14 protein-coding genes and 1 pseudogene are annotated in these 13,896 nt (G+C 56.9%); 8 read left to right on the top strand and 7 right to left on the bottom strand.

Translation table 11 applies throughout. The features are described from left to right. Position 1 precedes the first annotated feature (1 nt). Both G6N80_RS03350 and G6N80_RS03345 read right to left on the bottom strand, forming a co-directional pair. Positions 2-1,006: an inorganic phosphate transporter gene (locus G6N80_RS03350; RefSeq protein WP_062556530.1), complete on the bottom strand. Its 1,005-nt coding sequence runs from the start codon at positions 1,004-1,006 to the stop codon at positions 2-4. Further along, a complete protein-coding gene (locus G6N80_RS03345) occupies positions 1,006-1,650 on the bottom strand; it encodes a DUF47 domain-containing protein (RefSeq protein WP_062556531.1) in 645 nt (214 codons plus the stop codon). The genes G6N80_RS03350 and G6N80_RS03345 overlap by 1 nt, the downstream gene beginning before the upstream one ends. Before the next feature lie 99 nt (positions 1,651-1,749). Here G6N80_RS03345 and G6N80_RS03340 point away from each other — a divergent pair, with 99 nt between their 5' ends. Further along, positions 1,750-2,289, top strand: a complete 540-nt coding sequence (locus G6N80_RS03340; RefSeq protein ID WP_062556532.1) for an NUDIX hydrolase — start codon at positions 1,750-1,752, stop codon at positions 2,287-2,289. 5 nt (positions 2,290-2,294) lie between these two features. On the opposite strand, the gene G6N80_RS03335 is transcribed toward G6N80_RS03340, so the two are convergent. Both G6N80_RS03335 and G6N80_RS03330 read right to left on the bottom strand, forming a co-directional pair. Continuing rightward, positions 2,295-3,074: an HpcH/HpaI aldolase family protein gene (locus tag G6N80_RS03335; RefSeq protein ID WP_062556533.1), complete on the bottom strand. Its 780-nt coding sequence runs from the start codon at positions 3,072-3,074 to the stop codon at positions 2,295-2,297. 18 nt (positions 3,075-3,092) lie between these two features. Next, the gene (locus tag G6N80_RS03330) at positions 3,093-3,827 is read right to left on the bottom strand and encodes a GntR family transcriptional regulator (protein WP_165131255.1); all 735 of its coding nucleotides are present in this window, start codon (positions 3,825-3,827) and stop codon (positions 3,093-3,095) included. Between the two features lie 124 nt (positions 3,828-3,951). On the opposite strand from G6N80_RS03330, the gene araD reads away from it, so the two are divergent. Continuing rightward, a complete protein-coding gene (gene araD / locus G6N80_RS03325; RefSeq protein WP_165131253.1) occupies positions 3,952-5,688 on the top strand; it encodes an L-arabinonate dehydratase in 1,737 nt (578 codons plus the stop codon). A gap of 7 nt (positions 5,689-5,695) precedes the next feature. Here araD and G6N80_RS03320 read toward each other — a convergent pair whose 3' ends face one another. Then, positions 5,696-6,592 carry a LysR family transcriptional regulator gene (locus G6N80_RS03320; protein WP_062556536.1) on the bottom strand — a complete coding sequence of 299 codons (897 nt, stop codon included), beginning with the start codon at positions 6,590-6,592 and terminating at the stop codon, positions 5,696-5,698. Between the two features lie 111 nt (positions 6,593-6,703). Here G6N80_RS03320 and G6N80_RS03315 point away from each other — a divergent pair, with 111 nt between their 5' ends. From G6N80_RS03315 to G6N80_RS03290, 6 genes are all read left to right on the top strand, one after another. Next, positions 6,704-7,810 carry a 4-oxalomesaconate tautomerase gene (locus tag G6N80_RS03315; RefSeq protein ID WP_062556537.1) on the top strand — a complete coding sequence of 369 codons (1,107 nt, stop codon included), beginning with the start codon at positions 6,704-6,706 and terminating at the stop codon, positions 7,808-7,810. A gap of 27 nt (positions 7,811-7,837) precedes the next feature. Then, complete coding sequence (locus G6N80_RS03310; protein WP_246251392.1) at positions 7,838-8,815, top strand: Bug family tripartite tricarboxylate transporter substrate binding protein; 978 nt, start codon at positions 7,838-7,840, stop codon at positions 8,813-8,815. Between the two features lies 1 nt (position 8,816). Beyond that, positions 8,817-9,335 (top strand): tripartite tricarboxylate transporter TctB family protein, encoded by a 519-nt coding sequence (locus G6N80_RS03305; protein WP_165131251.1) that lies wholly within the window; start codon positions 8,817-8,819, stop codon positions 9,333-9,335. Position 9,336: 1 nt separating this feature from the next. Beyond that, entirely contained in the window at positions 9,337-10,842 is a 1,506-nt protein-coding gene (locus G6N80_RS03300; RefSeq protein WP_165131249.1) for a tripartite tricarboxylate transporter permease, read from the top strand. 193 nt (positions 10,843-11,035) lie between these two features. Next, complete coding sequence (locus G6N80_RS03295) at positions 11,036-11,929, top strand: DMT family transporter (protein ID WP_165131247.1); 894 nt, start codon at positions 11,036-11,038, stop codon at positions 11,927-11,929. A gap of 51 nt (positions 11,930-11,980) precedes the next feature. Next, positions 11,981-12,142, top strand: a complete 162-nt coding sequence (locus tag G6N80_RS03290) for a hypothetical protein (RefSeq protein WP_165131245.1) — start codon at positions 11,981-11,983, stop codon at positions 12,140-12,142. A gap of 90 nt (positions 12,143-12,232) precedes the next feature. On the opposite strand, the gene G6N80_RS03285 is transcribed toward G6N80_RS03290, so the two are convergent. Continuing rightward, entirely contained in the window at positions 12,233-13,243 is a 1,011-nt protein-coding gene (locus tag G6N80_RS03285; protein WP_165131243.1) for an IS30 family transposase, read from the bottom strand. Between the two features lie 417 nt (positions 13,244-13,660). Beyond that, positions 13,661-13,873: pseudogene (locus tag G6N80_RS03280) on the bottom strand (helix-turn-helix domain-containing protein); the annotation flags it as partial. Positions 13,874-13,896: the final 23 nt, after the last annotated feature.

Below are 13,896 nucleotides of genomic sequence, written 5' to 3'. Positions count from 1 at the left end.
TTTAAGAAAACAGGTTCGCCAGATGATAGAACGCTGCTGAAATGAGGGCAGCAGCGGGCAGCGTGACGATCCAGGCAATGACGATATTGCCGGCGAGGCCCCAACGCACGGCGGAGACGCGCCGAGCGGCTCCCACACCAACGATCGCGCCCGTGATCGTATGCGTCGTAGACACCGGGATGCCGAGCCAGGTTGCACCGAACAGCGTCAGCGCACCGCCCGTTTCCGCGCAAAATCCTTGCATCGGGTTCAGCCGCGTAATCTTGGATCCCATGGTATGAACGATCCGCCATCCACCGAACAGCGTGCCGATCGCCATCGCGGCCTGACAACTGATCACGACCCAGAAGGGAACGTAGAACTTGTCTCCAAGATGGCCCTGGCTGAAGAGCAGAACCGCAATAATACCCATTGTTTTCTGCGCGTCATTGCCGCCGTGACCGAGCGAGTATAGCGAGGCCGATACGAACTGCATGATCCGGAAGGTACGATCAACGGCAAAGGGTGTCTGGCGGATGAAGAGCCAGGACACGATCAGTACGAGCACAAGAGCCAAGAGGAAGCCAATCGCCGGTGACATGAAGATTGCCCCAACGGTCTTCAGCAGTCCCTTCCAGACAATCGACTGAAATCCGACCTTGGCCAGACCCGCGCCCACCAGGCCGCCGACAAGAGCATGGGAGGAACTGGACGGAATGCCATAGACCCAGGTCACGATGTTCCAGATAATCGCGCCCATCAGAGCCGCAAAGATGACCTGCGGCGAGACAATCGACGGGTCGATGATGCCAGTTCCTAAAGTTTCGGCAACATGGAGGCCGAAGAACATGAATGCGATGAAGTTGAAGAATGCGGCCCAGGCGACCGCATATTGCGGTTTCAGGACGCGTGTCGAGACAATCGTTGCAATTGAATTGGCGGCATCGTGCAGGCCGTTCAGGAAGTCGAAAAACAGCGCGATGGCGATCAATCCACCCAGCAGGGGAAGTGCGAGTTGAACGTCCATTACACGTTCTCGATCACGATGCCGCTGATTTCATTGGCAACATCTTCGAAGCGATCAACGACCTTTTCAAGTTCGCTGTAGATCTCGCTGCCGATCATGAATGCCATCGCATTGCCGGTTTTTCCGTGGCGCTGAAACAGATCCTTCAGTCCTTGGTCATACAATTCGTCGGAACGACCCTCGACACGCGTGATTTCCTCAGCAATGGCAGAAAGCCTCTGGGCGTTGGTGCCAACCTTGTCGAGCAAAGGGATTGCCTCCGCGATGAGATCGGCGGCCTTGACGATTTCCGCGCCCATCTGCTGCATGAGTGGGTCGAAACCCGATTGTTCGAAAAGCCGGATGGTCTTGACCGTCTTGTGCATCATATCGATCGCATCATCCATCGACTGGATGAGATCCTTGATATCGCCACGGTCGAATGGTGTGATGAAACTGCGACGCACAGCCAGGAGAACCTGCCTTGTAATTTCGTCGGCTTCGTCTTCAAGCTTGACGATGCGCGCGCAATTGGCATCAACGTCATGGCCCAGTAGCATGTCGTTCAAAGCGCGGGCCGCGGAAACAACAGTTCTGGAATGCGCACTAAACATTTCGAGGAACCCGTCTTCCCTCGGCATCAATTTACGGAAAATGCTCATCATGGCTCAAAACCTTTTAACGATCACAGGCTGTCACAAATGTGTCATAATGCCTGATAGAGCAATTGTTCCGTTCACGCATCCTCGCGCTCATCCAAAATAATGAAGTCAATCAAAAAAGCCGCCAAGCTGCGGGAGAGCAAAACACCATCATTGCTGAAGCAGCTTGCAGGCGTGCCGGACAAGTTATTCTCTGGCTCCTTTCGCCAGCAATATGCCGCTCTTTGTTTTCGCCGCACCGCTGATGACAAGAGCGTCGAGATTGTCGTTGTGACGACGCGTGACAGCGGTCGCTGGGTCATCCCCAAGGGCTGGCCAATGAAGAAAAAGAAGCCGCATGAGGCTGCAGCCATCGAAGCATGGGAAGAGGCGGGCGTTCGGGGCGATGTCAGGAAGAAGCCGATAGGCCGCTATACCTATCTCAAGCTTCTCGATGACGGAAATGTAGTGCCCTGTGTCGTGGATGTCTTCCAGATAGAGGTGACGGAGATGCGCGAGCAATTCAAGGAAAAGGGCGAGCGCCGCATTGCCTGGGTTAGCCCGGATGAAGCGGCGCGGCGCGTTCGCGAGATCGAGTTGAAATCGCTTCTGGTCGAGTTTCAGCCCAAGCGATCAAAGCCCAGGAAGCCCGCTTCTGATTGATCGGCTCAGATCTTTGCCGTCTTTCTGAATTCCTCCACGCTCGCACGTGCCGCCGCAGCGAGAAGCCGCACGTCGTTGCTGACGGTCAGCAGATCGAACTTCCAACCCGTCGCCTGGGCGGCATAGGATGCTGAGCCGCAATGCAAGGCGGCGCGAATTCCGGCGGCATGTGCGGCCTCCCGGATTTTCACGATGGCGTCGATCAGTTCCGGCTCGGTTCGATCGAAACCGGTGCGATAGGTCCGCCCCGTCAGAGCGAGCGCAAGGTCGGCCGGACCGATGTACAGCCCATCCAGTCCCGGCGTTGATGCGATTTCTTCCATATTGTCGAAGCCCTTGCGGGTTTCGATCATGGCGAAGCACAATACTTCCTCGTCTGCCCGCTCGCCATAATCGGTGCCTGCCGAAAAAACTGCGCGTGAAGGGCCGAAGCTGCGCACGCCTGTCGGGGGATAGCGGACGTAGGAAACCAATCTCTCAGCATCCTCTCGCGTTTCGATCATGGGGCAGATGATGCCATAGGCGCCAGCATCGAGAATACGCATGATTTCGACAGGGTCGAGCCAGGCCACTCTGGCCATTGGCACGACGCCAGAGGCACTCATGGCCTGCATCATTCCAAGGCTGGTCATGAAGTCTACCATGCCGTGCTGCATATCTATGGTCAGGCTGTCATAGCCCTGCGCCGCCATGACTTCGGCCGTGAATGGGCACGCGAACGAAAGCCACCCGTTGAGCACCGGTTGATCTGCCGCCCACAATTGCCTGATCCGGTTCGCGCGCATGTTACGCCTTTCTAACTCTCATGAATCCGCATTTTCAGAGGGAACGTGCCTGTCCTGTTCGGCCTCGTCCACAAGATAATCTGGAAATCGCGTGCGTATTTCGTGCACGATCGATAGCGTCCCAGAGAGATGTTCACGCAAGGCACTTACCGCTCCCTCGACGTCGGAACGCCTGACAGCCTGCGCAATTGCTTTGTGATCGCCGATCAGAGACTGCAGTTTTCCAGGCATAGGAAGATTCAAACGCCGCAGACGATCAAGGTGGACCGATTGCGCCCTCACAACATCCCACAGGCGGCTGATGCCGGTTTGCAGGTAAAGAACGCGGTGAAAAGCACGATCCAGGTCTTCGAACCGGCCATATGTCTCAGGTTCGGCAAATCGCTCCTGAAGCGCAATGAGTTCATCCAGTTGATCGGCGGTTGCCGTTGAGTTTTCGACTGTCAGACGCCGCAAGGCTTCGGCTTCGATCGATAGTCTCAGAAACTGGGCCTGCCGCGCGTGGCTGATATCGATTCGCGAAACACGCGTCGCATACTGCGGGAATATGTCGATCAATCCCTCTTCCTTCAGGCGCAGCAAGGCGTCTCGAACAGGTGTCTGGCTGACCGTGAATTCGTTCTGGAGCGTGTGTCTCGACACAGGCTGTCCCGGTTCCAGTTCCAGAGACAGAATGCGTTCCCGCAAGATATCGCGGATCTGCACCGCCACTTGGCGGGATCTGTCCAGCACCTGGTCTCGCATTGTTGCCATACTCCTCCTGTCGCCTGCCGGACTATAGATCGAAACAGAATTTGATGCACTGATGTTTTAGTGTATTAGTTCAATTACGGGTGGGGTGGAGGATTCTTCCCGTGCGCAAACAGGAGGACTTGCCATGCGGGAACGGAAGAAGCCGGAAGATTTGAGGTCTGCACGCTGGTTTGCGCCAGATGATTTGCGCAGCTTCGGCCACCGCTCGCGCATGATGCAGCTTGGCTACGGTGAAGAAGACTTCGCCAATCGCCCGATCATTGGCGTTCTGAACACATGGTCTGAACTCAACACCTGCCACGCACACTTTCGCGAGCGTGTGCAGGATGTGAAGCGCGGCGTCCTTCAAGCCGGTGCCTTTGCTGTCGAACTGCCATCGCTTTCGGTCGATGAAAGCTTCATCAAACCGACTTCCATGCTCTATCGTAATTTGCTCGCCATAGAGACCGAGGAGATGATCCGGTGTCATCCGCTGGATGGCGTCGTGCTGATGGGTGGTTGCGACAAGACCACGCCGGGTCTGGTCATGGGCGCGATTTCTGCTGGCGTTCCAATGATCTATCTTCCGGCGGGGCCAATGCTGCGTGGCAACTATGCGGGCAAATCGCTTGGGTCCGGTTCCGATGCGTGGAAATATTGGGACGAGCGCCGTGCAGGCAATATTTCTGATGCGGAATGGCTCGGTATTCAGGGCGGTATCGCCCGCTCCGCCGGGACCTGCATGACGATGGGGACCGCCTCTACGATGACGGCGATAGCCGATGCCATGGGGCTTACACTGCCCGGCGCATCCTCGATTCCAGCGGTCGATTCTGAGCATCAGCGCATGTCGGCAGCGTGTGGGCGCCGGATCGTGGAGATGGTCTGGGAGGATCTGACGCCGGATCAAATCATAACGGAAGGCGCTTGCCGCAACGCCGCCGTCGTCGCCATGGCGACCGGCTGTTCCACCAATGCCGTCGTCCATCTCATCGCTATGGCGAGACGTGCAGGTATCAATCTCACGCTGGATGATCTGGACGCTCTGGGGCGCATAACCCCACTCATCGCCAATGTGAGGCCATCCGGCAAGGATTACCTGATGGAGGATTTCTATTACGCCGGTGGGCTGAGAGCGCTCATGAAGCAGATGGAAGATCGCCTCGATCTATCGGTGCTCACCGTTACCGGCAAGACGATGGGAGAGAACCTGCAAGGTGCAAAGGTCTATAATGCGGATGTGATCCGACCGCTCTCCAATCCTGTTTACGAGGAAGGGTCGCTCGCCGTACTGCGGGGCAATTTGTGCCCGGGTGGCGCAGTCATCAAGCCTGCTGCATGTGATCCCAAATTCCATGTTCACCAGGGTCCGGCACTAGTTTTCGATAGCTATCCTGAGATGAAGAAGGCTGTGGACGACGAGAACCTGGATATTACGCCGGACCATGTCATGGTGCTGCGAAACGCCGGTCCGCATGGTGGTCCTGGCTTCCCGGAATGGGGCATGCTGCCGATTCCAAAGGCCCTGATCAAACAGGGGCATCGCGACATGCTTAGAATCTCGGATGCCAGAATGTCTGGTACATCCTATGGCGCTTGCGTTCTCCATGTTGCCCCGGAAAGCTATATCGGCGGGCCACTCGCGCTGTTGAAGACAGGAGATATCGTCCGGCTCGATCTTCCCAATCGCCGTCTTGATATGCTGGTGGACGAAGGCGAACTCGCCCGAAGGAGGGCGGCCTGGGTCGCGCCTGCGCCCCGGTTCGAACGCGGCTACGGCCACATTTTCCTCAAGCATGTCACGCAGGCCGATAAAGGTTGCGATTTCGATTTCCTGGAAACGGGTTTTGGCCGTTCGGCAGGCGAGCCTGAAATCTACTGAAGTCGAATCAGGCTGCCCACGTGCCCATCAACATGTTGAGGAATCGTTCTGCCGCCGGAGAGAGCGCGCCGCCACGCCTTCTTACAACGCCGATCGTACGGGAAATCTCCGGTTGCCCGATCGGCCGGGTGATCAGGAAGGGATGATCACCCTGCGGCGTTGCCATGCGTGGAAGAACCGAGATTCCAAGTCCCGCTTCGACGAGACCCAGGGACGTAGAGAGGTGGGTCACCTCATAAAACCATCTCAGCTTGATGTTCGAGCGCGCCAGCGCGGCATCCAAAAGCGTGCGGTTTCCGCTGGATCGGTGAACCGTGATGAGATGGTAGGGTTCCAGATCTCCCCAGCCGACCCGCTCCATTGAGGCGAGGGGATGCTCCTTGCGGGCAGCCAATACAAAGGGGTCCTCAACGATTCGATCAAAGGTAAGATCCGGATCTGAATTCCCCATGATGTTGATTCCAAATTCAACCTCGCCGCGAGCAACCGCTTGCAGCCCATCGGTTGCCGGAAGATCGAGGATGCGGAATCGAATGTTCGGGTATTCTTCGTTGAACTGGCGAATGACTGTCGGCAGGAAGTAGAATGCTGCCGTCGGCAGACACGCGATGGTGACCAGTCCACCGCGATTGACCCCTGGATCCTTGATTGCAAAGAGAGAGCCATCAAACTCTTCCAGCATGCGGCGCACCAATGGAATGAACTGGTTACCCAGCGCGGTCGGCGCCACGTGCCGTGTCGTTCGCTCAAGCAGCGGGGCTCCAACCGCTTGTTCAAGTTTTTGAATTCGCCTGCTCAGCGCGGGCTGTGAAATGTTGAGCGTCTCAGCCGCCCGGTTGAAACTTCCCAGTTCAACCACGCCTAGAAACGACCGCAAATCCAGTATTTCGCAATTAATGTTCATTTTGCATCAATCTCCGAAATCTTCGCATTTCACATATCAATAGCAATTCCTGTAAACGAAATAAACAGGATTATTAATCCGCATATCACATAAGTTAGCGGAAGCGAAAGCATGAACGATCTCATATCGATTCCTTGCGTCCTCATGCGAGGCGGCACTTCCAAGGGGCCGTTCTTTCTTGCGAGCGATCTACCGTCAGACCCTGAGAAGCGTAATGCTTTGCTGCTTGAAATCATGGGATCAGGACATCCGCTGCAGATCGACGGGATTGGCGGCGGAAACTCGCTGAGCAGCAAGGTTGCAATTGTCGGTCCTTCAACGCATCCCGAGGCTGATGTCGATTACCTTTTCGCTCAGGTTAAGGTCCTGGAACAGAGCGTGGACACCGCTCCGAATTGCGGCAACATGCTATCTGCCGTAGGTCCTTTTGCACTCGAAGCCGGTTTGGTTCAGCCGACCGGAGACGAAACGCTCATTCGCGTTCACAATGTGAATACCGGCAAGCTGATTGATGCGCGTGTTTGCACGCCGGGCGGACGCGTGGTGTATTCCGGAGAAGCTTCGATTGACGGCGTTCCTGGAACCGCAGCTCCCGTCTATCTTGCATTCCGCAACGCAGTCGGCGCCAAAACGGGGAAGCTGCTTCCGTCTGGCAATGCAGTAGATCTGATCGGCGGATTTGAGACAACATTGATTGATGGCGCAACGCCTCTGGTTGTCTTGAAAGCTACAGATTTCGGTTTCACGGGATCAGAGCCTGCAGCCGCATTCGACGCTGATGACGCTTTCCTCAACATTCTGGAACGGGTCCGGATAGAAGCGGGTCGGCTGATGGGTCTTGGCGATGTCAGAGCATCGGTCTTGCCCAAGCCGGTTCTTATTGGCTCTCCAAAGCATGGCGGCGATCTCGCCGTCAGGTACTTCACCCCTGCCAACTGCCATGCAGCTTTGGCAACGACGGGGGCCGTCACACTCGGACTGGGTGCGACGATCCCGAACAGCCTCATTTCCCAGCACCTGCTTCAGGCAAGTCTGCCCCGAACGCTGCGTTGGGAGCATCCTACGGGCGAACTCAGCGTCCGCGTCGAGATGGCACCCGGTGACAACATTCCGACGGTGTCCGTCATGCGGACATCGCGACGACTTTTCGAAGGCGCGGCACTCGTTCGCGCCGCTCATGACAATGCACATTCAGTTTACGGCAACACATCTGTTTAACTACACTACTCTGTGGGAGGAGACATCATGTCCATGAAACTTACACGTCGTTCCGCTCTTGCCCTTGGCGGAGCTCTGCTCTCCATGTCAATGGCAGGTTCTTCGCTTGCGGCGGACTATCCATCAAAGCCAATCACTCTTGTCGTGTCCTATGCTGCGGGCGGCGGCACTGACGCGATCGCCCGAGTTTTCGCCGCAAGGCTTGAAAAAGCTCTGGGCGGTCGCGTCATCGTGGACAACCGTCCGGGTGCAGCAGCAAACCTGGGCACGGAAGTGGTCGCAAACTCTGCACCAGACGGATATACGCTGTTGATCGGCAACCAGGGTCCGATGGCGGTGAACCCGCACATCTTCAAGCTGAAGGCTGATCCGGCCGAAAAGCTGGAGCCGATCGCGATGATCGCTGATGCCTCACTGGTCGTAGTCACCGGACCACGCGTCCAGGCCAAGACGCTCAAGGACCTGATCGAACTGGCGAAGACCAAGCAACTGGTCTACGGCTCAGCTGGCAATGCATCCGCCAGCCATCTGGGCGCGCTGCTGTTCGGCCAGACCGCCAAGATCAATATCAAACACGTGCCTTACAAGGGCGCTGGTCCGGCGGTGAACGACCTTGTTGGTGGCCATATCGATTTTATGGTGACGACAATTCCGTCTGCAATCGGGCTTATTCAGGACAAGACACTCAACGCGCTGGCCGTAACAGGCGAAAAGCGTTTCGAATCGCTGCCAGACGTTCCGACCGCCATTGAGGCTGGTCTTCCCGGCTACACGGCCTCTGCGTGGTATGGCCTGGTTGGACCGAAGGGACTTCCCGCCGACGTCAAGGCAAAGCTGACTGCCGCAACGGCTGAAACCTTGAGCGACCCTTCCGTCCTTGAGAAGCTGAAAAACGATGGCGCTACGCCCTCGAAGGTCGCTGGCGATGCTTTCGGCGCCTTCATGGCTCAGGAGCGGGCGCGCTGGGGCGAAGTCGTGAAAACTGCGGATATCAAGGTCGAGTAGGATGCAGGACAATAACATCGCAACTGACGCCGAGCCCCGTTCGGGGCTCGGGAAGGAAAGAGTTGCAGGACTGGTCCTGGTCGTGTTCGGAGCAATTGCTCTTTGGGCGGGTGCCGAACTGCCGTTTATGACCAGTAGCGGAGTGGGCTCTGGGCTATTGCCTCGGATCCTCGCGCTTCTGATCATCGCGCTTGGCGCCCTGCAACTTCTGCTTTCCTGGAAGAACCCCGGGGAATCAACGGGCCATTGGGCCATCAAGGAAATGGTCCCCGTGGTTCTGGCTGTCATCGCTTTCGCAGTGACGATCCGTGGCTACCATCTCGGGCCCGTGACGATCCCGGCGCTGGGACTGGCGGTTGCGACACCGCTCTCCATCATCGTTTCAGGCCTCGCGGCCAAAGACACAAAACCGCTTGAGCTCATTGTGTTTGCCGTCGTTCTCAGTGCGATCTGCATAGGTCTCTTCCGCTACGCGCTCGGCCTGTCGCTGCCCGTGGCTCCCTGGTTGATAGGATACTGATATGTTCGACTTCGTCAGCAATCTCGGGCTCGGCCTTTCGGTCGCGCTCACGCTCCAGAATGTCGCTCTCTGCTTTCTGGGATGCCTGATCGGTACACTGGTCGGCGTTCTTCCCGGGGTCGGACCTGTCGCGACCATCGCGATTCTGCTGCCTGTCACCTTGTCGCTGGATCCGACCGGCTCCTTGATCATGCTGGCGGGCATTTATTATGGGGCCCAGTACGGTGGCTCTACGACTGCAATTCTCGTCAATATTCCTGGTGAGGCGACGGCTGTCGTGACGGCCATCGATGGTCACAAGATGGCGCAGAACGGTCAGGCAGGACTTGCGCTAGGACTTGCAGCCATCGGCTCGTTCATTGCTGGAACGATTGCCACTATCATCATCGCCGCACTCGGTGGACCGATGACCAGGATGGGTCTGCTGTTTGGCCCTGCGGAATATTTCTCGTTGATGATCATGGGGTTGGTGCTGGCCGTTGTTCTGGCTCGAGGATCGCTCGTCAAGGCAATCTCCATGATTGTGGTTGGCGTTCTTTTGTCCTGCGTCGGCTCGGACATGGAGACTGGCCGCGAACGCATGACCTTCGATCTTGAGATGCTACAGGACGGGATCGAATTCGTCGTGTTGGCCATGGGCGTGTTTGGTTTTGGCGAAATCTTCAAGAATCTGGCCGATCCGGAGGCACGTGATGTCGTGCGCAGCAAGATCGGTCGCCTCTGGCCCACACTCAAGGAATTGCGTGAAAATCTGCCGCCCATCCTGCGTGGTACCGCGCTTGGCTCTATTCTCGGCGTGCTTCCCGGCAACGGTGCGATCCTGGGTCCATTCGCAAGCTATGCTGTCGAAAAGCGCATTTCGAAGCGTCCGCAGGATTTCGGCAATGGCGCGCCTGCCGCAGTTGCGGGTCCTGAATCGGCCAACAATGCCGGAGCTCAGACGTCATTCATTCCGCTCTTGACACTGGGACTGCCTCCGAACGCGGTCATGGCACTGATGGTCGGCGCAATGATGATCCAAGGCATCGTTCCAGGACCGCAGGTCATCGAGCGCAGTCCCGAACTGTTCTGGGGACTGGTGGCATCCATGTGGATCGGCAATCTGATGCTTGTCATCATCAACCTGCCGCTGATCGGGCTCTGGGTGAAGCTGCTTCGCGTACCCTATCGCCTTCTGTTTCCGGCAATCGTCTGCTTCTGCTGTATAGGGCTTTATTCGATCTCATCCGATCCGGCACAGGTCATGCTCGCAGCACTATTTGGCTTCGTCGGTTACGCGCTGCACAAGCTGGACTTTGAGGCCGCCCCTCTGGCTTTGGGCTTCGTGCTCGGTCGCCTTCTCGAAGAAAAGCTGCGCCAGGCTCTGATCATTTCGGATGGGAATCCGCTTACCTTCGTACAGTCGCCATTGTCGGCTCTGTTGCTGGCCATCGGTGTGATTGCGCTTGTCATAGCGGTCAGCCCTTCAATGCAGAAGAACCGCGAGGACGTTTTCAAGGAAGCATGATTGCTCTTCCTCCCAAGGAGAGGCCGTCCTCGGAAGAGGGCGGCCTGATTTCGTTCAGGCTTGCTGTGCCGTGCCGCCTGAAAGTTCGCGCTTTCTGATATATTATCGTTGCGCGCACGGTTGCCAGATGCGAGGGTAAGGTTCGCCGACTGGTTTTGCCAGCCTTCCGCTTGCCAACCTCCGCATTCCGATCATGAAATCTCCGCCACTCGGCTATAGCTTTACCTTTCTTGCGTTTTCCGTTTTTGCCATTCAGGACGGTCTATCGAAGCATCTTGGGCTGACCCATTCACCAATTCAGGTCGCAATGGTACGCTACTGGGCGTTCGTTGCCTTTGCGATTGTCATTGCGATGCAATCGGAGGGTGGGCTGCGTCGCGCTGTCCGAACCAGCTATCCAGTGCTTCAGGTCTGTCGGGGGCTTCTGCTTTTCCTTCAGATCCTTCTCTCGATCGTCGCATTCACCAAAGTAGGACTTGCACAATCACAGGCCATATTCGCTGCCGGCCCCATATTCGTGGCGCTGCTATCAATGCCGATCCTTGGGGAGCGGGTAGGGTGGCGCCGTTGGACCGCCATTCTGATCGGTCTCGTCGGTGTTCTCCTCATGCTCTGGCCAAGTGGCGGTGAGTTCAACGTCTACATCGCCTTGCCGCTATTATGTGCCATTTTTGGTGCAATCTATGGTCTCTTCACCAGGCTGGTCAGCAGGGAAGATCCTCCATCAACGAGCTTTCTGTATCTGACGCTGGTTGGCTTTGTCGGTGCAAATCTCCTCGGTCCATTTTACTGGGTACCGTTCACCGGCTGGGATTGGGCGCTGATGATCGGACTTTGCTGTACAGGCATCATTGGCCATTTTTCGCTGATCAAGGCCTACGACAATCTCGATGCCGTACTGGTCCAGCCGATTTCCTACTGGCAACTTGTCGTGGGTGCGGTCATCGCCTCAACGATCTTCGGCGAAATCCTCCGCTGGAATACAGTACTTGGATCGGTCATCGTGATTGGAGCAGGGCTCTTCACCGTCTGGCGCGAATATGTTGTCTCCAGGCGTGAGCGCTTCAGGTCCGCTGACCATACTTGAGGAACTTTGGAAGTCCATGACGGTTCGATAGAAAATCAACCGGAGATCATTATGGCTGACAAAGATAAGGTCGAGGCGGACGCCGCCGGACAATTCGCAAAATCGCAAGCGGATCGAAAGGCGTCAGGTGTTGCCAGCGCAAAACCTACCGTGATTACAGGCTCTGAGGACGCCACAAAGCACAAGCTGCCACCCGAACCGAAGCCGCGGTAGATCGGCCTTTGGGAATCCGACGGTAGCTTCGAGAGGTCTATATGCCGTGTGTGAGTTCATGGTGAAGCGCGACTCGCGGGCAGGGCGAAGCTAACTGGTATGCCTCAGCTGTGCGAGCAGCTTCTTGCGGAAGACTTCTGCCGGTGTCCTGTATCCCAGGCATTTACGAGGCGTCTCATTGAGCTGATTGCAGATCGCGACAAGATCCGCGTCGCTTACGGATAAGGGATCGACCTCTCTCGAAAGCCATTTTCGCGCTCGCCTGTTGGTGTTCTCGACCGTGCCTTTCTGCCAAGGCGATTGCGGGTCGCAGAACCAAGTCTGCGTGCCAATGCTGGCTTGCAGATAAGGCCAGTCTGTAAACTCAGTGCCGCGGTCGAACGTAATCGAGCGGCGGGCGAGGTGGGGCAGCGCCTGGAGCGCTTGCACAAGACCGTCCATAACGGGCCGAGATTGCCGATCATTGTTGCGCAGGAATATTGCGAACCGGCTGACTCGTTCGACAAGCGAGGTCACATTGGCTTTCCCAAACTTCTTCCGGAACTGGATCAGGTCACATTCCCAGGGACCAAACTGCTTGCGATCAGCAACAGCATCCGGGCGCCGCAGAATGTTCAGTTCAGGGCTAAACCTCTGCCCGTGCTTGCGTCTTGCATGTCGTGGGCGTCGTCGAGCGCGATGCTCTGGCAGGTGACGCCAAAGCTTGATTGCGTGTCCGTCGGCCGAGTAGGCGAACTTGTAGATCGTTTCGTGACTGACCGAGATCGGGTGCTGTTCCAGACGCATCCGGCCAGCGATCTGCTGGGGTGACCAACCATGCATGATCCGGTCGATAACGGACTGCCGGACATTTGAGAAGCGCACCAACTTCCGCAGCTTGGTGCGTCTTTCGCAAGCCATGCTATGCGCGGTCACGCAGTAGTAGCCACTGAGATCAGATACGACCTTGTCGACGAACATGTTGCGCTTGATCTCTCGAAAGATCGTCGAGCGATGTCGACCAAGCTTCTCGGCAATCACCTCGACACTTAGGCCAGCCGTTCTCCAGCGAGCAATCTTGCAACGTTCATCGAGGTCAATGTGGGAGTAGGTGCGTTCCATTGCATTCTCCTTGCGAGTGACAACCCATTGGTATCATTCGCAAGTCGCACTTCATCCTTGAACCCACCCCGGCCACACATAATGTGGCGGATGAGTTGAAATGTCCGCTGGTTTGCAAAGTAGAAATGTCCGACTACTCGCCATACAGCACACCGTTCAGCCCCGATCCGGGCGGCAGATCCGCTTGCAAGATCAGATCGGGGCGGGTGGGGCGCACCTCTTCGGCTTTAGCTTTGAGACGCCTTACTCGGCAGCCCGTTGCCGCAACAGCGCTTTCTCCCGCCGTGCAATCACGGCCGGATCGCTCATGAATTCCTTCCGCCGGCCCGGCCCGCGAGCACGTTTAACGTAGCCGTTCTTCTCGCTGTTGCTCTTCACCTTCGGCTTGTCCTGCTGCTCCTTGATATAGGCCAGAACATTCCCGAGCCGGTTGTTCGACGTCTGGCCAATCGCCTTGTGCCGGATCGACGCCGCGCCGCCAGTCCGCATCCGTTGCAGAAGCCGACGCACCTGGCGCTCACTCAGGCCGAGAACATGTGCCGCCGACACCATCGTCATCCGACTGCCGATAACCTTCGATAAAACCTCGATCCGCTGCAGATCTCGCTCGCTCATCGCTATCAACCCCATCCGCTTGTCTCTGCGCTATCAAA

Origin of the sequence: Rhizobium rhizoryzae (assembly GCF_011046895.1) — a bacterium.
Taxonomy (GTDB): domain Bacteria; phylum Pseudomonadota; class Alphaproteobacteria; order Rhizobiales; family Rhizobiaceae; genus Neorhizobium; species Neorhizobium rhizoryzae.
Note: the sequence above shows the minus strand (reverse complement) of the source record. Positions and strands in the feature narration are given on the sequence as shown.